22 protein-coding genes and 1 riboswitch are annotated in these 21816 nt (G+C 50.9%); all 22 genes read left to right on the forward strand.

The features are described from left to right. Positions 1-5 precede the first annotated feature (5 nt). The 22 genes from miaB (at position 6) to ACPW7J_RS07030 (ending at position 21767) form a co-directional block, all read left to right on the forward strand. Complete coding sequence (miaB, locus tag ACPW7J_RS06925; protein WP_425757396.1) at positions 6-1322, forward strand: tRNA (N6-isopentenyl adenosine(37)-C2)-methylthiotransferase MiaB; 1317 nt, start codon at positions 6-8, stop codon at positions 1320-1322. After that, positions 1319-1909 carry an NUDIX hydrolase gene (locus ACPW7J_RS06930; protein WP_425757398.1) on the forward strand — a complete coding sequence of 197 codons (591 nt, stop codon included), beginning with the start codon at positions 1319-1321 and terminating at the stop codon, positions 1907-1909. The genes miaB and ACPW7J_RS06930 overlap by 4 nt, the downstream gene beginning before the upstream one ends. 449 nt (positions 1910-2358) lie before the next feature. Then, positions 2359-2557, forward strand: a riboswitch (cobalamin riboswitch). Positions 2558-2698: 141 nt separating this feature from the next. After that, a complete protein-coding gene (gene cbiD / locus ACPW7J_RS06935) occupies positions 2699-3850 on the forward strand; it encodes a cobalt-precorrin-5B (C(1))-methyltransferase CbiD (protein ID WP_425757400.1) in 1152 nt (383 codons plus the stop codon). Then, positions 3847-4533, forward strand: coding sequence for a precorrin-2 C(20)-methyltransferase (cobI, locus tag ACPW7J_RS06940; protein WP_425757402.1), 687 nt, complete (start codon positions 3847-3849; stop codon positions 4531-4533). The genes cbiD and cobI overlap by 4 nt, the downstream gene beginning before the upstream one ends. A gap of 3 nt (positions 4534-4536) precedes the next feature. Then, positions 4537-5286 carry a precorrin-4 C(11)-methyltransferase gene (gene cobM, locus ACPW7J_RS06945; RefSeq protein WP_425757404.1) on the forward strand — a complete coding sequence of 250 codons (750 nt, stop codon included), beginning with the start codon at positions 4537-4539 and terminating at the stop codon, positions 5284-5286. After that, a complete protein-coding gene (locus tag ACPW7J_RS06950; protein ID WP_425757405.1) occupies positions 5287-6285 on the forward strand; it encodes a cobalt-precorrin 5A hydrolase in 999 nt (332 codons plus the stop codon). Then, entirely contained in the window at positions 6282-7289 is a 1008-nt protein-coding gene (locus ACPW7J_RS06955; protein WP_425757407.1) for a glutamyl-tRNA reductase, read from the forward strand. The genes ACPW7J_RS06950 and ACPW7J_RS06955 overlap by 4 nt, the downstream gene beginning before the upstream one ends. Continuing rightward, the gene (gene cobJ / locus ACPW7J_RS06960) at positions 7290-8021 is read left to right on the forward strand and encodes a precorrin-3B C(17)-methyltransferase (RefSeq protein WP_425757409.1); all 732 of its coding nucleotides are present in this window, start codon (positions 7290-7292) and stop codon (positions 8019-8021) included. After that, the gene (gene cobK, locus ACPW7J_RS06965; protein WP_425757411.1) at positions 8002-8784 is read left to right on the forward strand and encodes a precorrin-6A reductase; all 783 of its coding nucleotides are present in this window, start codon (positions 8002-8004) and stop codon (positions 8782-8784) included. Before cobJ ends, cobK begins: the two co-directional genes overlap by 20 nt. Continuing rightward, entirely contained in the window at positions 8774-9238 is a 465-nt protein-coding gene (locus tag ACPW7J_RS06970) for a precorrin-2 dehydrogenase/sirohydrochlorin ferrochelatase family protein (protein ID WP_425757413.1), read from the forward strand. The genes cobK and ACPW7J_RS06970 overlap by 11 nt, the downstream gene beginning before the upstream one ends. Further along, entirely contained in the window at positions 9238-10113 is an 876-nt protein-coding gene (gene hemC, locus ACPW7J_RS06975) for a hydroxymethylbilane synthase (protein ID WP_425757415.1), read from the forward strand. Before ACPW7J_RS06970 ends, hemC begins: the two co-directional genes overlap by 1 nt. Continuing rightward, entirely contained in the window at positions 10110-11585 is a 1476-nt protein-coding gene (cobA, locus tag ACPW7J_RS06980) for a uroporphyrinogen-III C-methyltransferase (RefSeq protein ID WP_425757417.1), read from the forward strand. The genes hemC and cobA overlap by 4 nt, the downstream gene beginning before the upstream one ends. After that, entirely contained in the window at positions 11578-12558 is a 981-nt protein-coding gene (gene hemB / locus ACPW7J_RS06985; RefSeq protein ID WP_425757419.1) for a porphobilinogen synthase, read from the forward strand. Before cobA ends, hemB begins: the two co-directional genes overlap by 8 nt. Continuing rightward, a complete protein-coding gene (hemL, locus tag ACPW7J_RS06990) occupies positions 12558-13820 on the forward strand; it encodes a glutamate-1-semialdehyde 2,1-aminomutase (RefSeq protein WP_425757421.1) in 1263 nt (420 codons plus the stop codon). Before hemB ends, hemL begins: the two co-directional genes overlap by 1 nt. Positions 13821-14218: 398 nt before the next feature. Continuing rightward, positions 14219-14575, forward strand: coding sequence for a CbiX/SirB N-terminal domain-containing protein (locus tag ACPW7J_RS06995; RefSeq protein WP_161873248.1), 357 nt, complete (start codon positions 14219-14221; stop codon positions 14573-14575). 5 nt (positions 14576-14580) lie between these two features. Beyond that, positions 14581-15783 carry a precorrin-6y C5,15-methyltransferase (decarboxylating) subunit CbiE gene (gene cbiE / locus ACPW7J_RS07000; RefSeq protein ID WP_425757423.1) on the forward strand — a complete coding sequence of 401 codons (1203 nt, stop codon included), beginning with the start codon at positions 14581-14583 and terminating at the stop codon, positions 15781-15783. Beyond that, positions 15773-17143 carry a cobyrinate a,c-diamide synthase gene (locus ACPW7J_RS07005; RefSeq protein ID WP_425757425.1) on the forward strand — a complete coding sequence of 457 codons (1371 nt, stop codon included), beginning with the start codon at positions 15773-15775 and terminating at the stop codon, positions 17141-17143. Before cbiE ends, ACPW7J_RS07005 begins: the two co-directional genes overlap by 11 nt. After that, the gene (cbiB, locus tag ACPW7J_RS07010; RefSeq protein WP_425757427.1) at positions 17122-18084 is read left to right on the forward strand and encodes an adenosylcobinamide-phosphate synthase CbiB; all 963 of its coding nucleotides are present in this window, start codon (positions 17122-17124) and stop codon (positions 18082-18084) included. The genes ACPW7J_RS07005 and cbiB overlap by 22 nt, the downstream gene beginning before the upstream one ends. Continuing rightward, entirely contained in the window at positions 18081-19148 is a 1068-nt protein-coding gene (locus ACPW7J_RS07015; RefSeq protein WP_425757429.1) for a pyridoxal phosphate-dependent aminotransferase, read from the forward strand. Before cbiB ends, ACPW7J_RS07015 begins: the two co-directional genes overlap by 4 nt. After that, the gene (locus ACPW7J_RS07020) at positions 19141-20589 is read left to right on the forward strand and encodes a cobyric acid synthase (RefSeq protein ID WP_425757431.1); all 1449 of its coding nucleotides are present in this window, start codon (positions 19141-19143) and stop codon (positions 20587-20589) included. The genes ACPW7J_RS07015 and ACPW7J_RS07020 overlap by 8 nt, the downstream gene beginning before the upstream one ends. Before the next feature lie 15 nt (positions 20590-20604). Beyond that, a complete protein-coding gene (locus tag ACPW7J_RS07025) occupies positions 20605-21141 on the forward strand; it encodes a cob(I)yrinic acid a,c-diamide adenosyltransferase (RefSeq protein ID WP_425757432.1) in 537 nt (178 codons plus the stop codon). Beyond that, positions 21141-21767 (forward strand): precorrin-8X methylmutase, encoded by a 627-nt coding sequence (locus ACPW7J_RS07030; protein WP_161873241.1) that lies wholly within the window; start codon positions 21141-21143, stop codon positions 21765-21767. The genes ACPW7J_RS07025 and ACPW7J_RS07030 overlap by 1 nt, the downstream gene beginning before the upstream one ends. The last annotated feature ends 49 nt before the right edge of the window (positions 21768-21816 follow it).

The raw sequence follows: 21816 nt of genomic DNA on the forward strand, positions 1-21816 counted from the left end.
GGTTCATGCAAGAGAAAACATTTCACATTACAACCTTTGGCTGCCAGATGAACGAGCACGATTCCGAAGTCATGGCAGGTATGCTTTTAGAAAAAGGCTTTACACCGGTGAAGGAGCGGAAAGACGCTGACGTTGCCATTATCAATACCTGCAGTGTGCGGGATAATGCGGATAAGCGGTTTTTCGGCACATTGGGACAGCTGAAACACAGAAAAAAGGACGATCCAAATTTCCTGGTCTGTGTCTGCGGCTGTATGATGCAGCAGCAGCATGTGATTGACACAATTAAGGCAAAATATCCGTGGGTGGATATCATCTTCGGAACCCACAATATTCATCAGTTTCCGCAGCTGATTGACAATGCCCTCCAGGAGAAAAAGAAGCAGGTGGAAATCTGGCCAGACGGCGGCGAGATCGTAGAAGGACTGCCAGCGAAGCGGCTTTACGAAAGCAAGGCGCTGGTCAACATCATGTTTGGCTGCAACAATTTCTGCACTTACTGCATCGTGCCGTATACCAGGGGCAGAGAGCGGAGCAGAAAGCCTTCGGAAATTCTCCGTGAAGTTAGGGAGCTTGCAGCTGACGGCGTTAAGGAAATCATGCTGCTGGGTCAGAACGTTAATTCCTATCGCGGCGAGGACGGTGTGGATTTTGCCGATTTGCTGTACATGCTCAATGAGATTGAGGGACTGGAGCGGATTCGCTTTATGACTTCCCATCCGAAAGATTTGTCCGACAAACTGATTCAGGCATTTGTGGACTGTGACAAACTTTGTAAAAATATTCATTTGCCGGTACAGTCAGGCAGTAGCCGGATTCTCAAAGCGATGAACCGCCGCTATGATAAAGATAAGTATCTGGCTCTTGTGGAAAAGTTAAAAGCTGCTGTGCCGGGTATTACTATGTCCACGGACATCATCGTCGGTTTTCCGGGCGAAACGGAGGAGGATTTTGAGGAAACGCTGGATTTAGTACGTCAGGTTCGCTATGATTCAGCCTTTACATTCCTGTATTCCATCAGAAAAGGTACGCCGGCAGAAAAATACGAGGAGCAGATACCGGAAGAAGTGAAGCACGCGCGGTTTAATCGGCTGGTAGAACTGGTGAACAGCATCAGCGCGGAAAAGAACGCCGCCTATGTGGGAACGGTGCAGAAGGTATTGGTAGAAGGACCTGCGAAAACCGGCAGCAAAACCTTTGCGGGCAGAACAGACGGATTTAAACTGGTCAACTTCCCAGGCGATCAGAGCCTGACAGGGCAGATGGTCAGCGTAAAAATTACAAAGAGCAATACCTTCAGTCTGGAAGGAGAGGTTCTATGAACCCGAAATTGAGAAATCTTTCTGCCGTGATTGCGGATTTTGTGCCCGGCTACGAGCAGGAGGAATGGGATCAGGCGGTGATGCTGAAATTTCTGCAGGAAAATGATAACTGTCTGACGCGAGAGAATCTGATCGCCCATTTTACGGCTTCTTCGTGGATTGTGAATCGCGATTTTGGCGCCCATTGCGATAAAGGTGACGATAAAATTCTTATGGTCTATCATAATCTTTACGATTCCTGGTCGTGGACAGGCGGTCACGCCGATGGAGAACCAGATTTGGCAGCGGTAGCGCTGCGGGAGGCAAAGGAAGAAACCGGCGTGATGAACATTGATTTTCTGCGCAGAGAGCCGATTTCTTTGGAGATTATCACCGTAGACGGTCACAGAAAGCGGGGCGTTTATGTACCGTCCCATCTGCATTTCAATTTGACTTATCTTCTGCAGGCGGATGAAGCACAGAAATTGACAGCAAAGCCTGACGAAAACAGCGGCGTTAAGTGGATTCCTGCGAATCAGCTGGCGGCGTATGTCAGCGAGCCGTGGATGATGAACTGGGTGTATGAGAAGCTGATGGGGAGAGTGTAAGCCTGTCACATTTTTTGAAAGTTGTGCAGATGTTTGTAGAACAGAGAGATTTGCATAACGCTAGAGGTCGCGGGTTGTGCAAAATGTCTTTTTATTCACAGCGGTGCACAACTTTTGGCGATTGCAACTCGAATTATATAAGCGTTGATGGTCAAATGGTAAAATAAACCACAAAAGTTGTGCAAAATAGGCGAAAGCGTATATAATTGCACAACTTTTTGTTGCTTTTATGATCGTAAGAACAGGGGAGTTGTGCATAGCCTATCTTAACCATGCTATTTAGCACAACTTTAGGGATGGTTGGTTGTGCAAATGATAGAAATCTTGCGATTGATGCACAACATACGTCGATCTCAATAGACAACCAAGCCCAGCAGTTGCAGCCACCGCGGAACTGCGCTATCTTCCTATTGACAGCCTGCTTTGGATAGACTATAATAAATAGAAAGAACATAGTGATAAATATTGGTTTACGATGAGTTGTAATATGGAATCAGGTGAGAGTCCTGAACAGTCCTGCTGCCGTAATGACAGAGTTTTTTGTGCGAGATTGCGAATCAGTCACTGAGAAATCAGTTTTCTTGGGAAGGCTGCACAGAAGAACAGAGACGTCAGAGTCGGAAAACGTCCCAATATTTGACCGTAAAAGTCACAGGATATGAGTTTTAGGTTAATATTGAGGTGTATTTCTGTATACCTGCAAATATGATATTGAGCCCGAATCCTGTGGATTCGGGTTTTTGTGTGCCGCCTGAAGCTGTGCGGCAAAAGAAAGATCGTGAGAACGGGATGGAAAAATATACAGTAAAAAACGGCAAGGCGCTGCGTTACGGTTTTACCACGGGAAGCTGTGCGGCAGCGGCGGCAGCGGCGGCAGCACGGATGCTGCTGACAGATACTGCGGTAACTGACGCAGTGATTACACTGCCCGGCGGAGAGCAGGCTGCCTTTGCCATCGGACAAATCGATAGAAGCAAATCCTCTGTCAGTTGCTGCGTTATCAAAGACGGGGGAGACGACCCTGACGCGACCCACGGCGCGGAGATTTTCGCTGAGGTCAAAAAGACGGGCGAGCCTGGCATCCGCATTGGCGGCGGCGAGGGCGTCGGCGTGGTGACGGCAAAGGGACTGCAGATTGCGGTAGGCGAGGCGGCGATCAATCCGGTGCCGCGGCGCATGATCAGAGAAAATCTACAGCGGATTGCAGGGGAGAACAGCTTTGACCTGGAGCAGGAAGGGCTGGAAGTGGTGATTTCTGTACCGGGCGGTGCGGAGATCGCAAAGAAGACCTATAACCCGAGACTGGGAATTGTAGGCGGCATTTCCATCCTTGGTACCACCGGCATTGTGGATCCTATGAGCGAGAAGGCGCTTGTGGACACGATCAAAGCAGTGATAGACAAGCAGTATGCTGAGAATCCGGAGCGGATTCTCATTGCCCCCGGCAATTACGGCAGAGACTTTTGCAGGGAATACCTGCATCTTGATATTGAGCGGGCGGTGCTTGTGTCCAACTATATCGGCGAGGCGCTGGACTACATCAAATACAAGGGATTTGAGCAGATTTTGCTGGTGGGACATACCGGTAAGCTGATCAAGCTTGCCGCAGGCGTCATGAATACCCATTCCGCCTATGCGGACGCCAGAATGGAAGTCATCGGCGTGCACAGCGCGATCTGCGGCGCGGATCAGGACACGGTGCGCTGTATCATGGAATGCGTTACCACAGATCAGGCCTTTGATTTGCTGAAAGAAAGACCCTATTATGCGGCAGTCAAAGACGCGATTTTAGAAAAAGTATTGTATCACCTTAAGTTTCGGCTGAAAGAGGCGGCAGATATCGAAGTCGTCCTGTTTACCGGCGATCGAAACCATGTGATGAAAAGCGCCGGCGCGGACCGGCTCATAGAAGCCATACGAAAGGATGAAAGAAAAGGATGAGAGGAAAATTTTATGCAGTCGGCGTAGGACCGGGAGATCCGGAGCTGCTCACCGTAAAGGCGATTCGCATCATGGAGGAAAGCGACGTCATCGCACTGCCCAAAAGCGGCGCGTCGGAAAACATCGCCTTAAAAATTACCAGAAACTATATCAAGGGAAAAGTCCTGTTAGAATGCGACATGCCTATGATTAAGGATCAAGAAGAACTGAATCGCTATCACGACCGGTCGGCAGCGGAAATCGCGGCGCTTCTGGATGAGGGGAAAACGGTGGCGTTTCTGACCTTGGGCGATCCGTCCATTTACAGCACGGTGATGTATGTGCACCGCAGATTGACCCGGATGGGCTATGATACGGCAATCGTGCCGGGGATTCCGTCTTTTTGTGGGGCGGCGGCAAGCCTGAATACATCCCTTTGCGAACGGGATGAAATGCTGCATGTGATACCGGCGACCTATAAAGGCGACCAGGCGGGGCAGCTTGCTGGTACCAGAGTTTTGATGAAGTCGGGTAAGACAATTATGAAGCTGAAAGAACAGCTGGCAGCGCAGAGCGCCATGATGGTGGAGTGCGCCACGATGGAAAATGAAAAAGTCTATCATGACTTAAACCAGTTAGAAGAACAATCCAGCTATTTTTCACTGATTGTGATTCCCTCAGAAGACAGACAGAAGGAGAAGTAAACTATGATCTATTTTATCGGAGCAGGCCCCGGCGCTGCGGATCTGATTACAGTAAGAGGCGTGGAACTTTTGAAACAGGCAGATGTGATCATTTATGCCGGCTCGCTGGTAAATCCGGCGCTTTTGGACTATGCGAAAGAAGGCTGCAAAGTCTATGACAGCGCTAAGATGACGCTGGAAGAAGTCATCGCGGTGATGAAAGAAAATAAAGGGAAAGAAGTGGTGCGCCTGCATACAGGCGATCCTTGTATCTACGGCGCGATCCGGGAGCAGATGGATATTCTGGACAGAGAGGCCATGGAATACGTTTCCGTACCGGGTGTCAGCTCCTTTATCGGGGCGGCGGCGGCGCTCAATGCGGAATACACGCTGCCGGGCGTCAGCCAGACGGTGATTCTCACCAGAATGGCAGGCAGAACGCCGGTGCCGGAAAAAGAAGAAATTTCCAAGCTGGCTTCCCACGGCGCGACAATGGTTGTCTTTTTGACTTCCACCATGCTAGCGGAGCTTTCACAGCGGCTCATAGAAGGCGGTTACGCGCCGGATAGTCCGGCAGCCATCGTCTACAAGGCAACCTGGCCTGATGAAAAGGTAATCCGCACTACAGTGGCGGAGATCGCCAAAGCGGCGGAGGAAAACGGCGTGAACAAAATGGCGCTGATTATGGTAGGCGGATTTTTAGGCAGCGAGTACGAGCGTTCCAAGCTGTATGACCCGACCTTTACCCATCTATTCAGAGAGGCGAGCAAATAAATGAAAACCATCAGTATTTTATCGTTTACGGAAAGAGGCAAGCTGCTGGCGGAAAAATTGTCCGCCGCGCTGAATAAGAATCATACGACAGAAGTCTTTGATCGCCGGACTGACGCAAAAGCATATCTTTCGGAACATTTCGCGGAAAAGGATGTATTTGTCTTTATCTGTGCGGCAGGAATTGCCGTTCGGCTCATCGCGCCATTGATTCGCGGAAAGGATGTGGACCCGGCAGTCGTCGTCATGGATGAATTCGGGCGGTATGCCATTCCCATTCTCAGCGGACATCTGGGCGGCGCCAACGAAGCGGCGGCGGAGATTGCAGAACTGACTGGCGCCCAGGTGATTTTGACCACGGCCACAGACATCAATGGAAAGTTCGCAGTAGACGTCTGGAGCAAATATGCTGGCTGCAAGATTATGGATGTCAGCGGCATCAAGACCGTTTCTTCCGCAGTGCTTGCCGGCGAAAAAATTGGTATCCACAGCGGATTTCCCTTTGAAGGAAACATGCCGAAAGAACTGACCCTGGACGAAGCGGAAATCGGCATCTGCGTTTCTCTCGCAGGAAATCAGAAACCGTTCCCGACGACCTTTAACGTAGTGCCAAGGATTGTGACCGTAGGCGTAGGCTGCCGCAAGGGCGTCGGCAGCGAGCAGTTTGAGAAATTTCTTCTGAAAAACCTGGAAGAAAATAACATTGCAATTGAGGCAGTGGAGCAGATTGCTTCGATCGATCTGAAAAAATTCGAAACGTGTATTCTCGCGTTTTGTCATAAATACAAAATTCCTTTTGTGACCTACACGGCGGAAGAACTTGCGGCGGTGCAGGGCGATTTTTCCGGCTCTGACCTGGTGAAATCCGTGGCGGGTGTGGATAACGTCTGTGAGCGCAGCGCTGTGCTGGGAAGCAAAGGCGGAAGAAGAATTTTATCAAAGACCAGCGGCGGCGGCTGTACCTGCGCGCTGGCAATGAAAGATTGGAAGTGTAAGTTTTGAATATCGTCATGTCCTATATCGACTACAGCATGGCAAGCTTGTCTGAGCGGGAAGTTTTCTCCTGCACCAAAACCCAGACAGAAACCATTTACGAAAAATTGAAAGAAATCCCGGGCGTGCTGGGCAGCGTGCTGATCGCCACCTGCAACAGAACAGAGCTCTATCTCTCTCTGGAGGAAGGCGAAGCGGTCAATCCGTTTCAGGCCCTTTGTGAAATCATCGGCGCAGACTACCATGCTTATGCCCATATGAACAAGACCATTGCAGGCGATGAGGCCATTATTCATCTCTGTAAAGTAGCCTCCGGTGCGGAATCACAGATCTGGGGAGACGATCAGATTGTAACCCAGGTGGACGACGCTCTGAAAGCGGCGCAGCACGCAAAGGCGACCGACAGCATTCTCAACGTGGTGTTTCGGACGGGCGTCAGCGCGGGGAAAAAAGTGAAGACTCTGGTAGACTTTAAGGTGGATGATAATTCTACTGCGGCAAGAGCCGTGCGTCTGCTGAAAACCAATCCTGCCATCAGGAAAGTGCTGGTGGTGGGAAACGGTATGATCGGTCGTCTGGTGACAGAACTTTTGGTGAAAGAGGGCATCGAAGCGACCATGACCCTGCGGCAGTATCGGCACGGTGAAAACATTGTACCGCCGGGTGCGAAGACGGTAAATTATAGTGATCGCTATGAAGCAATCAGTCAGAGCGACGCGGTGGTCAGCGCAACCTTAAGTCCGCATTACACGGTATATTACGAGGAAGTCGCGGCGCTTTCCCGGGTGCCGGAGGTCTTTATCGATCTGGCTGTGCCGCGGGATATCGATCCCCATGTAGCGGCGCTGGAAAACGTTCGATATTACGATATCGACACCCTGGGCAGAGACGAACGGGATGCCCGGCAGGAAGCCCAGATGAAAGAAATAGAAAAAATCATTGAAAAATACATAGTTGACTTTCACAAATGGTACAGTTTCCGGGAAAGTCACAGGGAGAAAGAGGCAATCTAAATGAAAATATACGTAGTCGGCATCGGGCCGGGAAACAGCGATTTTATGACGCCGATGGCAAGAGCCGCCATTGAGGAAAGCGACGTAATTGTAGGGTACACCTTGTATGTGGATCTTGTAAAAGATTTGACAGCAGGCAAAGAAGTCAAATCCACCGCGATGAAGCAGGAGGTGGATCGGTGCCGAATGGCGCTGGAATCCGCCCTGGAAGGAAAAACAGTCGCTTTTGTGTGCAGCGGCGACGCGGGGGTTTATGGCATGGCAGGCGTCATGGCGGAAGTGGCGGAAGAACATCCAGAAGTGGAAATTGTAACCGTACCGGGTATTACGGCAGCCTGCAGCGGAGCAGCAGTTTTGGGCGCGCCGCTGATTCATGACTTTGCGGTGATTTCTCTGTCGGATCTTCTGACCCCGTGGGAAAAGATTGAAAAGCGGCTGAAACTTGCGGCAGAGGCGGATTTTGTCGTTTGCCTGTACAATCCAAAGAGCAAGAAACGGCATGACTATATCGACAAGGCCGCCGATCTCATGAGCGCTTTTAAGGCATGGGACACGCCGTGCGGTTATGTGAAAAATATCGGCAGGGAGGGTGAAACAGCAGTGGTCTGCACCCTGGCTGATTTGAAAGAAAACGACGACATCGATATGTTTACTACCGTATTTGTGGGAAACAGTCAGACTAAAGTCATCAACGGAAAGCTGGTAACGCCGCGTGGATACAAAGGGGTATAACAATCAAAAAATCCTGGTCTTCGCAGGCACCAGTGAAGGACGCCGTCTGGCGGAAGCCTTTGCAGAGCGGAAGTGGCAGCGCCTGGCAGACTTTTGCGTCGCCACCGAATACGGCACAGAAATGCTGCGGGATCTAAACGACTTGTCGATCATCGAAGGCCGGCAGACGGCGGAAAAGATGAGAAAGATGCTCCATGGCGGCGTTTATGGCATGGTCATCGACGCGACCCACCCTTATGCCACAGTGGTCACAGAAAATATCCGAAGCGCCTGTACGGCGGAAAACGTGCCGTATCTGCGGCTTCTTCGGAGCACGGACAGTCTTCCCCAAGGGGTGATTACGGTTTCTTCTGCCAAAGAGGCAGCGGCGCTTGTGCACCAGCGGGAGGATAAAGTCCTTTTGACCACCGGCGCCAAAGAACTGTTTCAGTATAGCGGCGTTCGGGATATCGCAGACCGCATCGTAGCTAGAGTGCTGCCGTCGGCAGCGTCCATTGAGGCGTGCCTTGCGGCAGGGATTGCATCGAAACACATTGTTGCCATGCAGGGTCCTTTTACAAAGGAAATGAATCTGGCGACCATGAAGCAGTACGGCTGCACCTGTCTTGTTACCAAACATACAGGAAAGCCCGGCGGTTTTGATGATAAACTGGCGGTACTGGAAGCCGGCTATACGGTCATCGTCATCGAAAAACCTGCTGAAGAAACCGGTGTATCCTTTGAAACGGTCATGAGAAAGGCGGAACGCTTTTATGAACAATAGATATTTTCCAATGTTTATACCATCTGCGGGAAAGACCGCGTTGGTGGCAGGCGGCGGTAAGATTGCCAGCCGCAGAGTGGAGAGCCTGCTGCAGTTTGACTTTACCATCGTGGTGGTAAGTCCCGCGGTCAATCAGCAGCTAAAGCTGCTGGCGGAGGCAGGCAGGGTGCAGTGGATTCGCGACACCTATCGCAGCTCGTATCTTGCGGACGCGGATCTGGCGACAGCGTGTACCGATGACCGGGCGGTAAACCGGCAAATCGGTGCAGATGCAAGAGCGCGGAACATTCCGGTCAGCGTCTGTGACTGCAAAGAAGAATGCACCTTCTATTTTCCAGCTGTGGCAGCCAGTGACGAAGTGACCTGCGGCATTGTGGGTACTGGCAGGGATCACCGGATTACAAAGAGAGCCGCGGCGGCGATTCGCGAACTGATAACAAGAAAGGCGTACTGATGAAAGTAATTGTAGGAAGCAGGGAAAGTAAACTGGCTGTGATTCAGTCGGAGATGGTGATTGACGCCATTAAAAAATATGACGATACCATAGAAGTCAGCCTGTTGACCATGAAAACCACAGGCGACATGATTTTAGATAAAACCCTGGATAAAATCGGCGGCAAAGGGTTGTTCGTCAAAGAACTGGATAAAGCGCTTCTTGACGCGCGAGCAGATTTGACGGTACATAGTCTGAAAGATATGCCCATGGAAGTCTCAGAGCAGCTGCCGCTGCTGGCGTTTTCCAAGCGAGAGGACCCAAGGGATGGGCTGATTTTGCGGAAAGGACTTGCGGCGCTTCCGGAAAGACCGATCATTGGCAGCTCTAGTCTGCGCAGAAAGCTGCAGCTGCAGAAGCTGTATCCGGAGGCTGAAATTCGTCCCATCAGGGGAAACGTACAGACCAGACTTGCCAAACTGGACAGCGGAGAATTTGACGCTATCGTTTTGGCATATGCCGGCGTCAAGCGGCTGGGGCTTTCGCAGCGAGTCAGCAAGCTGTTTTCTGTTGAAGAAATTTTACCGGCGGCATGTCAGGGAATTCTGGCAGTCCAGGGCAGGGCAGGTTATGAAACGCCGTTTCTCGCGGACTTTGCCGACGAGGAGGCAAAACTGATTGCCCTGGCGGAACGCAGCTTTGTGCGGACGCTGGACGGCGGCTGCAGTTCACCGGTGGCGGCTCATGCCACCATTTGCGGAGAAGAAATTACCATCCGGGGCTACTATGTAGATGCGGATGAAAACCAATTTATAGATCAGATTACGGGCGATAAAAACCAGGGAGAGGTTCTCGGAAGAACGCTGGCCCTCAGGATGAAAGGAGACCTGTTATGAGCAAGGGAAAAGTATATTTGGTAGGCGCAGGTCCAGGCGATAAAGAACTGCTTACGGTGAAGGCTGTCCGCCTGATTCAGGAGGCAGATGTGATTGTCTACGACCGTCTGGTCAGTGAAAGCATTATGGAACTGATTCCGGAGGGCTGCCGTCTCATCGATGTGGGCAAGAATGTGGGAAACCATCCGGTACCACAGCACGAAATCAATCAGATTCTGCTGAGAGAGGGTCTTGCGGGCGGCAATGTGGTTCGTCTGAAGGGCGGCGATCCTTTCGTCTTCGGCAGAGGCGGGGAAGAACTGGAGTTGCTTTCCGCGCACGGCGTGGCATTTGAAGTCGTGCCCGGCATTACTTCCTCTATTTCTGTACCGGCTTACGCGGGTATTCCTGTGACCCATAGAGATTTTTGCTCGTCCCTCCATATTATTACTGGTCATGCCAAGGCGGGCGCAGAGCTTTCCATCGATTTTGACGCTTTAGTTCGCCTTCGTGGAACGCTGATTTTTATGATGAGTGTGTCTACGGTAGGGAAAATTGCGGAGGGTCTGATGCAGGCAGGGATGGAGCCTACTATGCCTTGCGCCGTGATCGAAAACGGCACCTATGCAAAACAGCGGAAATTCATATCGGATCTGGCGCATATCGCAGGGACGGTAGCGGACAATCAGGTGAAATCTCCGGCAGTCATCGCCGTAGGCAAGGTATGCAGTCTGTCAGACCGGTTCGACTGGTTCGGCAGTCTGCCGCTGAAAGGAAAGCGTATTCTGGTGACTCAGCCAAAGAGCAAAGCTTCCAGGCTGGAAGGGAAACTGCGGGCTCTTGGAGCAGAAACCAGGCTGTATCCGTGTATCCATACTGATTTTATCAGACCGATGGAGCCGCCTTTCGCGGACTATGACACCTGCGTATTTACCAGTACCGAGGGGGTGCATTCTTTCTTCCGTTGGCTGTCAGAGCAGGGCAAAGATGTGCGGGCTGTGGCAGATAAACGGTTCGCCTGCATTGGCAGTGCGACGGCGGCAGCTTTGCGGGATTACGGACTTTCTGCAGACTTTGTGCCGACGGTCTTTGACGGAGAAACCTTGGGGAAAGAAATGGTGTCCACAGGTTTCGTAAACGGTGACAGCAAAGTGATTCTCCTGCGGGCGAGAATCGGCACGGCGGATTTAACAGGTGCCCTTGACGCAGGCGGCATTTCTTACCTGGACTATCCGGTGTACGATACCAATTATGTAGAGCATGAAGCAATCGCAGATCTGGATTGCTGGGATTATGTGACCTTTACCAGCAAGTCCTGTGTAGATGGGTTTGTAAAGACCCAGAAGCGAGAGGATTTCACAGGTGTGCGAGCGCTGTGCATTGGAAAACAGACCGCCGCCGAAGCAGCGAAATTTGGCTTTGACACAGTGATTGCTGAGATGGCGACCATCGATAGTATGGTAGAAAAAGTGGGGAGTGAATGTAATGATTAACAGACCGAGAAGATTAAGAGAAAATCCTTTGATCCGCAGCATGGTGCGGGAAACCAGAGCGTCGGCAGACAGTTTGATTTATCCGATTTTCTTTGAAGAAGGAACTAACATCAAAGCGGAGATTTCCGCCATGGAGGGACAGTACCGCTACAGTCCGGATCGTGCAAAGGAGGTCATTGACCAGTGTCTTGCGCATGGCGTGAACAAAGTGCTTCTGTTCGGTATCCCGAAAGAAAAGGACGAGGTGGGCAGCCAGGCTTATGCGGAAAACGGTATCGTGCAGCAGGCAGTCCGCGCCATCAAAAAAGAATACAAGGATGAAGTTTATGTGATTACTGACGTGTGCATGTGCGAGTATACATCCCATGGACACTGCGGCATCCTCTGCGGTCACGATGTAGATAATGATGAAACCCTGAACTATCTGGCGAAGACAGCGGTATCTCATGCGGCAGCAGGCGCGGACATGGTAGCACCGTCCGATATGATGGACGGACGCATTGCAGCCCTTCGCGCAGGTCTCGATGAAAACGGCTTTAAAAATACGCCGATTATGAGCTATGCCATCAAATACGCCTCTAAGTTCTACGGACCGTTCCGGGAAGCAGCAGGCAGCGCGCCGTCCTTCGGCGACAGAAAGACCTACCAGATGGACCCGCACAATGTGCGAGAGGCGATGAAAGAAGCGGCGCTGGATGAAGAAGAAGGCGCGGATATTCTGATGGTAAAGCCGGCGCTTTCCTATCTGGATGTGATCAAGGAGCTTTCTTATAACACGAACCTGCCAATCGCCACTTACAGCGTCAGCGGTGAATACGCCATGATCAAAAATGCAGGCAAGGCGGGGCTCATCGACGAATATGGCATCATGTGTGAAACCGCCACTTCCATGTACCGGGCAGGCGCAGACATCATCATGACCTACTATGCTATGGAAATCGCGGACGCCATCAGAAAAGGAGATATCGGCTAATGAAAGATTCTACCAAATTATTTGAAAGAGCAAAACAGGTGATGCCGGGCGGTGTCAACAGTCCGGTCAGAGCATTTAAATCCGTAGGTCTTACTCCTCGTTTTATCGACAAAGCCTGCGGCAATAAAATCTACAATGTAGAAGGAAAGGAATATCTGGATTATGTCGGCTCCTGGGGACCGATGATTTTGGGGCACGCGGACCCGAAAGTCATCAGCGCTGTGCAGAAGCAGGCAGAAAAGGGGCTTAGTTTCGGCGCGTGTACAGAGCTGGAAGTTGCCCTTGCAGAACTGATTTGTGCCAATATTCCCCATGTAGAGATGATTCGTATGGTCAGCAGCGGCACCGAGGCAGTCATGAGCGCGCTGCGGCTTGCCAGAGGCTATACGAAGAAAAACAAGATTATTAAATTTGAAGGCTGTTATCACGGTCACAGCGACGCCATGCTGGTCAAAGCCGGTTCCGGCGCTATGACCTTTGGCGATCCGGACAGCGCCGGCGTAACTCGCGGTGCGGCAGAGGATACGCTCCTTGCCCGCTATAACGACCTTGACAGCGTGGAAACCCTGCTGGAAAACAATCGGGATGCGGTTGCCTGCGTAATCGTAGAAGCAACCGCTGCCAATATGGGCGTGGTGCCGGCAGCGCCTGGATTTTTACAGGGACTGCGGGATTTGTGTGATCGGTACGGTGCGCTTCTGATTTTTGATGAAGTCATTACGGGATTCCGTCTTGCTTTTGGCGGTGCGGCAGCATACTTCGGCGTAACGCCGGATTTAGTCACTTACGGAAAAATCATCGGCGGCGGTATGCCGGTAGGCGCATATGGCGGCAGAAAGGAAATTATGGAATGTGTCTCTCCGCTGGGAAGCGTGTATCAGGCAGGCACATTATCAGGAAATCCCATCGCCATGACTGCAGGACTTACAACGCTGACACAGCTTTTGGAAGATCCAGGTATTTATACCCGTATCAATGAGATGGGACAGTATCTGGCAGACGGCCTGCGCCGCGTCAGCGGTCTGACCGTCAATCACATCGGTTCTCTGGTCTGCATGTTTAACACCAAAGAACCGGTCACCGATTATGACAGCGCCTGCAAGTCAGATACCGTAGGCTTCAGCCGCGTTTTTGAAAAGCTTTTGGAAGCAGGCATCTATGTGGCGCCGTCCCAGTATGAAGCTATGTTCTTAAATACCTGTTTTACCAAAGAAGAACTGGATCAGACCATTGCGGCATATGAGAAAGCGTTGGCAGAATAAGAACCCCACCCGCCTGCGAAGCAGAGCTTCGGGCGGGTACCCGGAAGCCTGCTTGTCCTTAGACAATAAGACATTGACAAATTTCTTTTATTTTCAAACTTTTGTCAATGAATCGGGAGTAGATTGCAGCGCTGAATCCAATATTTTGCTTCAATGTTGACAAGATTGACAAAAAACAAGAAATCTGTCAATTTTGGCAAGGTTTTAGGGCAAAAACATTGACTAATTTGACAAAAAATCGAGAATTTGTCAATCTTGTCAATGTAAGAGCGAAAAACATGAAAAAAACGCCATTTTAACGCGCATTTATTGACAAAAATACGAGAAAATAAGAATTTTGTCAACATGCAGTGCAGCAGGCGTACTAGATAGGAAGAAAGCATAAAGGAGAACAAAAGATGAAAGGTGTTTTAATTTTAGCCCACGGCAGCAGAGTACAGGCGACGAAGGATACCATCAACGCGGTAGTGGCGATGGTGCGTCAGAAAGTTACCGATCTGCCTATCGAAATCGCATACATGGAGTTTTGCGAGGAAAATATTGAGCACGGTGTGAAGGCGCTGGCGGAGCAGGGGGTTACGGAACTGAAAGTCGTGCCGTATTTCCTCTTTGAAGGCATTCATATCAGAGAAGATATTCCAAATGAAATCGGAGAAATCCTGAAGAAATATCCGCAGGTAAAGCTGGAGATGGGACATACCCTGGGTGTGGACGAACGCCTTGCTGATATTTTAGTAGATAGAATCAGAGGATAAAGAAGATGCAGGTAATTGTAGCGGGCGCAGGTCCAGGCGCACTTGCGTTTTATACGGAACACACCCTTGCCGCCATCCGATCCGCGGATTTGGTACTGACGGCACAGCGGCTTGCCGCGCCTCTTTCTGCTATTGCAGGAAACGTAAAGGTGATGGGGGTGATGGATACCATTGCCTATCTCAATGAACACGCGGAGAAAGAAGAAAAGGTGTGTGTGGTGGCTTCGGGAGATACGGGTTTTTACAGTATTGCCCGAACCATTGCGGACAGAGTCGATCCGAACATTTCGGTTTCTTTCGCGTGCGGGATTGGCAGCCTGTCTTATTTCGCGGCGAAGCTGAAAATTGGCTATGAACAGATGAAGCTTGTTAGTCTGCACGGCAGAGAGAGTTCCATTGTGCCCCATGTCTGCTACAACGAGAGCGTGTTCGCGCTGACCGGCGGCACCATAAAAGCGGCAGATGTGATACAGCAGCTGTTAAAAGCAGGGCTGACAGCGGTTCGCGTCCATGTCGGAGAGCATCTGTCCTCTACGCAGGAGCGGATTGTCAGCGGAACGCCGGTGGAACTGGAAAACATGCAGTTTGACGACCTTGCTGTAGTAGTTGTCGAGAATAAAGATTATGCAAACCGATATAAAACCTTAAAGGACAGCGATTTTATTCGCGGAAAAAGTCCGATGACCAAGGAAGTGGTGCGGAATTTATCTCTGGCAGCGCTGGAAATAGAGCCGCAGGATATCGTATACGACATCGGCGCGGGCACCGGATCTGTGACCTGCGCAATGGCATACAGAGCGTCGGAATCAATGGTTTACGCAGTCGAAAAAAATCCCGAGGCAGTCGATCTGGTCAAGGAGAATATGGCGGCAACCGGCGCTCGCAACATCGAAATTCACTGCGCGCTGGCGCCTGATGCATTAGCAGAATTTCCGCCTGCGGACAAAGTCTTTATCGGCGGCAGCACGGGAAATCTGCGGGAGATTATGGAAGCGGTGCTGCAGAGAAATCAGAAGGCAGTATTTGTGGTCACGGCGGTTACGCTGGAAACCATCACCCAGGCGGTGGGCGTCTTTGCTGCGCTGTCCATGGAGACAGAGACGATCTGCGCCAATATTTCCGCGGCGCAGAAATTGGGAAATTACCATCTGATGAAGGCGGAAAACCCGGTTTATATCATCAAAGGAGCGAAACAACTTGAACACTAAGGTAAGTCGAATCATGCTGGCTGGCACAGGCAGCGGGTGCGGTAAGACGACAGTCACCTGCGCCCTCTTGAAAGCGTTGTCCATGCGGGGCGTCAAGGCTGCCAGCTTTAAATGCGGACCTGATTATATCGACCCCATGTTTCACAGCGAAATCATAGGCACTAAATCCAGAAATCTGGACTTGTTCCTGTGCGGGGAAAATACAGTAAAATATTTACTGTCAGAAAACGGAAAAGATGCGGACGTGGCGGTCATCGAGGGCGTCATGGGCATGTACGACGGACTGGGATTTGCGGACGATACCTGCTCCGCCAATCACATCTCCCGTGTTACCGAAACCCCGGAACTTCTCATTGCCGGTGTGCGGGGCAAAAGCCTGTCTCTTTTGGCAGAACTTTCCGGCTATCTACACTTCGCGGAAAATCAGGTGGCAGGTGTGATTCTCAATCATTGCTCTAAAGCCATGTATCCGGTTTATAAGGAAATGATCGAAAGCAGGCTTTCGATTAAGGTGTACGGCTTCCTGCCGCCGGTTGCCGAGGCACAGCTTTCCAGCCGTCATCTGGGACTTGTGACTGCAGCGGAAATTGACGACTTGAAAGAGAAGATGGAAGCCCTGGGCAGGGCAGCGGAAGCTTCTCTGGATATCGACGGCATTCTGCAGCTGGCGTCCTCTGCACCGGCGCTTTCCTGCGAGGAAATCCGTGTGCAGCAGATTACAGAAAAACCGGTCTCCATTGCAGTAGCCAAAGACAAGGCATTCTGCTTCTATTATGAAGATAATTTCACGTTATTGAAATGGCTGGGTGCGGAACTGATTCTTTTTTCACCACTTACGGACAAAGCGATTCCGGCTGACGTTTGCGGACTTGTGCTGGGCGGCGGCTATCCGGAGGAGTACCTGCAGCAGCTTTCGCAGAATACCTCTATGCTGGCGTCAGTCAGAGAGGCGGCGGCAAAGGGGATGCCGGTCTATGCCGAGTGCGGCGGATTTATGTATCTGGGGAAGTCCATTGAAAAGGACGGAAGCGTCTATACGATGGCAGGGGTTCTGGAAGGTCGTTCCCATATGACGGAAAAGCTGGTGCGGTTTGGTTATAAGAGTTTGACGGCAAATCGGGATAACCTGATGTGCCGACAAGGAGAAGCAATTCGCTGTCATGAGTTTCACTACAGCGACAGCGATTTTTCGGGCGATGGATTTACCGCCAGCAAAGGCAGCCGCAGCTGGCAGGCTGTGTGCGCCGGGGATACTGTTTTTGCAGGCTATCCTCATCTCCATCTGTGGAGCAATCTCCACTTTGCGGAAAACTTTGTAAAGAAATGTGAGGCATTTGCATGGAAATCGTCATCGTTGTAATCACTGGATTTTTACTGGACTGTCTCTTTGGCGATCCTCGCTGGCTGCCCCATCCTATTCGGCTGATCGGCTTTTTCATCTCCAAAGGGGAATGGGCGCTCCGAAAACTGTTTCCAAAGACCAGCGGCGGTGAAATCGCGGCAGGGGCGGTGCTGGCTGCTTTCGTTCCGCTTTTGTCCTTCGGCCTGTGTTGGCTGCTTTTGCAAGGGGCTGCCATGATTCATATCTGGCTGAAATACGCGCTGGAAGTGCTGCTGTGCTACCAGATTTTCGCGGCGAAGTCTTTGAAAGACGAAAGCATGCGGGTGTACCGCCATATTGAGGCGGAAGATCTAGAAGGGGCGCGAAAGTATCTGTCCTGGATTGTAGGCAGGGATACGCAGCACCTGAATTTTAAGCAGATTACCAAGGCAGTGGTGGAGACCATCGCGGAAAATACGTCGGACGGCGTCATCGCGCCGATGCTGTTTATGCTCCTTGGCGGCGCGCCGCTGGGCATGCTGTACAAGGGCGTCAACACCCTGGACTCCATGGTTGGCTATAAGAATGATAAATACTTGTATTTCGGCAGAGTATCTGCCATTTCCGATGATGTATTTAACTATATTCCCGCCCGGCTGACGGCGCTTTTCATGATACTGGCGGCGTTTTTGACAGGCTTTGACGGAAAGAACGCGTGGCGCATCTACAAGAGAGACCGGCATAACCATGCCAGTCCCAACAGCGCCCATCCGGAATCCGCGTGTGCAGGCGCGCTGCGCATTCAGCTGGCTGGAGACGCGTACTACTTTGGAAAATTATACAAGAAAAAGACCATCGGCGATGATGACCGGCAGGTTGAGGCTGCCGACATCAGACGTACGGCAAAGCTGATGTACGGCGCCTGCGTGCTGTGCCTTCTGCTCTTTGCCGGAATCAGAATTTGTTTGGAGTTATTATGATGAAAGAAGTACACGGCGGAAATATTTATAAGTTCGATCATCCGATCTATGATTTCTCTGCCAACCTGAATCCGCTGGGGATGCCGGAGGAGGTTAAGCAGGCGATCATCAGCCATATTGACAGCTACGAAAGCTATCCGGACCCGCAGAATCGGGAGCTGACCGATGCGCTCAGCCGGTATCACGGCGTACCTGCCAGCAGTATCTGCTGCGGCAACGGGGCGGCGGATATTATTTTCCGCACAGCGCTGGCGCTGCGGCCTAAAAAAGCGCTTTTGGTTTCACCGACCTTTTCGGAATATCAGCAGGCGCTGGAAACCGTAGACTGTCAGGTAATCCATTCTTTGCTGACAGAAGAAAATGGGTTTCAGCCGGATGAAAAACTCCTTGCTGACATCGACGACAGCCTGGATATGATGTTTATCTGCAATCCCAACAATCCTACGGGGATTCCCGTACCGCGGACGCTGATGCTGGCAATTTGCCAGCAGTGCCAAAAATGCGACGTGCAGCTGGTCATCGACGAATGTTTTACAGAGTTTCTCGATGCAGAAGACCAGTATTCGGTTATGGCGGATTTGCACCGTTTTGAGAACGTGATTATTTTAAAAGCATTTACCAAGATTTATGCTATGGCGGGGCTTCGTCTGGGATACTGTGTCTGCGGTAGCGAGGAAACAGCGGAACAAATCCGGGGCAGCTTGCAGCCTTGGGCTGTATCGACCGTAGCTGCTAAAGCAGGCTGCGCGGCGCTGGAGCTGACCGGCTTTGTGGAGAAAACCAGAGCCTATATTCACGAAAACAGGACGCTTCTGATGGACGGTCTGAAAAGGCTTGGGTATGAGGTTTATCCGTCTGCCGCCAACTATATCTTTTTCAAAAGCAGCCGCGACTTGATCAAACCCCTTTTGGAATGGGATATCATGGTCAGAAGCTGCAGCAATTATGTGACATTAGACGAGCAGTATTACAGAATTGCCGTCAGGACCAGGGAGGAAAATACGTATTTTCTAAAGTGTCTTGAAAAGGTGACAGAAAGAAACGAGGGAAGAAGCGATGGCTAAAACAATTATGGTGCTTGGCACCTGTTCTAACGCAGGCAAAAGCGTAGTGACGGCAGGGCTTTGCAGAATTCTGAAACAGGACGGCTACCGGGTAGCCCCTTTTAAGGCGCAGAATATGGCGCTGAATTCTTTTATTACCAAAGACGGCATGGAAATGGGTCGGGCGCAGGTGATGCAGGCGGAGGCATGCCAGATTGAACCCGACTGTCGCATGAATCCCATTCTGCTAAAGCCGACCAGCGATCAAGGCTCTCAGGTCATTATCAATGGTGAAGTGCACGGCACGCTGTCGGCGAAGGATTTTTATAAAGAGAAAGGAAAATTTCGGGAACATATCAAAGAGGCCTTTGACAGTCTTTCCGCGGATTACGATGTCATCGTCATGGAGGGCGCGGGCAGTCCCGCCGAAATCAATTTAAAGGAAGATGATTTAGTCAACATGGGGATGGCAAAGATGGCGGACGCGCCGGTACTTCTGGTAGGTGATATCGATCGCGGCGGCGTGTTTGCGTCGCTGGCAGGCACCATGCTCCTCTTTGACGAAGCGGAAAAGCGCAGAGTGAAGGGCGTGATCATCAATAAATTCCGCGGCGATGTGAGCATTTTGGAGCCGGGACTTCGGATGCTGGAAGATATCATACATGTACCGGTGGCAGGGGTTGTGCCATATATGCAGCTGGATCTCGACGACGAGGACAGTCTGACGGATCGGTTCGCGAACAGGAAAGCAGAAGCCCTTGTGGATATCGCCGTGATTCGCACGCCGCGGATTTCCAACTTCACCGACTTCAATCCTTTTGAATACATCGAGGGTGTCGGCGTACGCTATGTGGGGTCTCTGCACGAGCTGGGAAACCCGGATTTGATTGTACTGCCTGGTACAAAGAACACCATGGCGGATCTTTTGTGGCTGCGCCAGTCGGGACTGGAAGCGGCGATTCTGAAGCATCACGCGAAAAATAAACCGATTTTCGGCATCTGCGGCGGATTTCAGATGCTGGGGCAGACCTTGTCCGATCCAAACGGCGTAGAACACGGCGGCGACATGGCAGGCATCGGTCTTTTGCCCCACAGTACGGTATTTGAAGATGAGAAGGTCAGGACCAACGCCACCGGCGTATTATCTGCTGTAGATGGTATGTTTGCAGGACTATCGGGGAAAACTTATCAGGGTTATGAAATTCATATGGGCGTTTCCGGCGCAGACGGCAATCTGATTAACGAGGGAAATGTATACGGTACTTACATCCATGGTGTTTTTGACCGGGAAGAAATCGCAAAGACCGTTATCGAAGCGTTGCTTCGCGAAAAAGGCATGGATTTTACCGATGTGAAAGCCTTTGATGTTGACGCGTATAAACAAACGCAGTATGATATACTTGCGAGTGGTCTCAGAGAGGCGCTGGATATGAATTTAATTTACAGTTTACTAGAAGGATAAATCGGGAGGAGAAAGATGAAAAAGAACGATTTAGGATTGGTACACATCTACTGCGGCGAGGGCAAAGGAAAGACGACCTGTTCCGTGGGTCTGACGGTCAGAGCCAGTGGCTACGGACTGCATGTTTTATTTATGCAGTTTTTAAAGTCTGGGGACAGCAGCGAGCTGAAAGTGCTTCGCAGTCTGCCGGGCGTGGAAGTTTTGGGCACGAAACCGATCAAAAAGTTTTCTTTCCAGATGACAGAAGAAGAAAAAGAAGAAACCAGACGGGTCAACGCCGAGCAGTTTGCGGATATGGTCAAAATGCTGGAACATGACCACTATGATATGCTGGTGCTAGACGAAACCCTGGGCGCCATCGAAGCGGGACTTTTAGAGGAGCAGGTTATCGTGGATTTCCTGAAAAACCGTCCGGCGCAGCTTGAAGTGGTGCTGACCGGCAGATATCCAAGCGAGCAGCTTGAGGAATTGGCGGACTATGTATCCAGAATCGACAAGGTAAAGCATCCGTATGACAAAGGAATTCCGGCAAGGGCAGGTATCGAAGCGTAATGAAAATCGAAAACATCAAACCAGATCAGATCGAAGCAAAGAGTTTTGAAATTATTGGAGAAATCTTAGGCGATAAAAAGCTGGATCCGCGGTATGAGGCGGTAATCAAACGCTGTATTCACACATCTGCGGATTTTGAATATGCAGACAGCTTATATTTTACCGAAGGCATTATTGAGCAGGTGCAGGCGGCAATTAAGGCGGGGGCATACATCGTCACCGACACGAAAATGGCGCAGGCAGGTATCAATAAGAAGCGGATTGAAGCATATGGCGGACAGGTGCTCTGCTTCATCGGGGATGAAGACGTAGCAAAGGAAGCCAGGGAGCGGGGCGTCACACGATCCCTTGTGAGCATGGAGAAAGCGGCAAAGCTGGATCGCCCTGTGATCTTTGCTATCGGTAACGCGCCGACGGCGCTGCTTTCCATCTATGACTTAGTCAAAGCGGGAAAGCTTTCTCCCGCTGCAGTCATCGGCGTGCCGGTGGGCTTTGTCAATGTGGTAGAGTCCAAGGAAAAAATCATCGAGCTTGGCGTGCCTGCCATTGTAGCAAGAGGCAGAAAAGGCGGCAGCAATATTGCTGCGGCGATCGTCAACGCCATCCAATATAAAATTCAGGAATAAGATGCATATATCAGTTTCTGTCTTCATACTATTTTCATAGAGTTATGTG

This window comes from Ihubacter sp. rT4E-8 (assembly GCF_049852125.1).
GTDB lineage: Bacteria > Bacillota > Clostridia > Peptostreptococcales > Anaerovoracaceae > Senimuribacter.

Excerpts from the sequence above, each read along its gene's own strand:
- miaB (WP_425757396.1), top strand. The coding sequence starts at position 6 with ATGCAAGAGAAAACATTTCACATTACAACCTTTGGCTGCCAGATGAAC.
- ACPW7J_RS06930 (WP_425757398.1), top strand. The coding sequence starts at position 1,319 with ATGAACCCGAAATTGAGAAATCTTTCTGCCGTGATTGCGGATTTTGTG.
- cbiD (WP_425757400.1), top strand. The coding sequence starts at position 2,699 with ATGGAAAAATATACAGTAAAAAACGGCAAGGCGCTGCGTTACGGTTTT.
- cobI (WP_425757402.1), top strand. The coding sequence starts at position 3,847 with ATGAGAGGAAAATTTTATGCAGTCGGCGTAGGACCGGGAGATCCGGAG.
- cobM (WP_425757404.1), top strand. The coding sequence starts at position 4,537 with ATGATCTATTTTATCGGAGCAGGCCCCGGCGCTGCGGATCTGATTACA.
- ACPW7J_RS06950 (WP_425757405.1), top strand. The coding sequence starts at position 5,287 with ATGAAAACCATCAGTATTTTATCGTTTACGGAAAGAGGCAAGCTGCTG.
- cobJ (WP_425757409.1), top strand. The coding sequence starts at position 7,290 with ATGAAAATATACGTAGTCGGCATCGGGCCGGGAAACAGCGATTTTATG.
- ACPW7J_RS06970 (WP_425757413.1), top strand. The coding sequence starts at position 8,774 with ATGAACAATAGATATTTTCCAATGTTTATACCATCTGCGGGAAAGACC.
- hemC (WP_425757415.1), top strand. The coding sequence starts at position 9,238 with ATGAAAGTAATTGTAGGAAGCAGGGAAAGTAAACTGGCTGTGATTCAG.
- cobA (WP_425757417.1), top strand. The coding sequence starts at position 10,110 with ATGAGCAAGGGAAAAGTATATTTGGTAGGCGCAGGTCCAGGCGATAAA.
- hemB (WP_425757419.1), top strand. The coding sequence starts at position 11,578 with ATGATTAACAGACCGAGAAGATTAAGAGAAAATCCTTTGATCCGCAGC.
- hemL (WP_425757421.1), top strand. The coding sequence starts at position 12,558 with ATGAAAGATTCTACCAAATTATTTGAAAGAGCAAAACAGGTGATGCCG.
- ACPW7J_RS06995 (WP_161873248.1), top strand. The coding sequence starts at position 14,219 with ATGAAAGGTGTTTTAATTTTAGCCCACGGCAGCAGAGTACAGGCGACG.
- cbiE (WP_425757423.1), top strand. The coding sequence starts at position 14,581 with ATGCAGGTAATTGTAGCGGGCGCAGGTCCAGGCGCACTTGCGTTTTAT.
- cbiB (WP_425757427.1), top strand. The coding sequence starts at position 17,122 with ATGGAAATCGTCATCGTTGTAATCACTGGATTTTTACTGGACTGTCTC.
- ACPW7J_RS07015 (WP_425757429.1), top strand. The coding sequence starts at position 18,081 with ATGATGAAAGAAGTACACGGCGGAAATATTTATAAGTTCGATCATCCG.
- ACPW7J_RS07020 (WP_425757431.1), top strand. The coding sequence starts at position 19,141 with ATGGCTAAAACAATTATGGTGCTTGGCACCTGTTCTAACGCAGGCAAA.
- ACPW7J_RS07025 (WP_425757432.1), top strand. The coding sequence starts at position 20,605 with ATGAAAAAGAACGATTTAGGATTGGTACACATCTACTGCGGCGAGGGC.
- ACPW7J_RS07030 (WP_161873241.1), top strand. The coding sequence starts at position 21,141 with ATGAAAATCGAAAACATCAAACCAGATCAGATCGAAGCAAAGAGTTTT.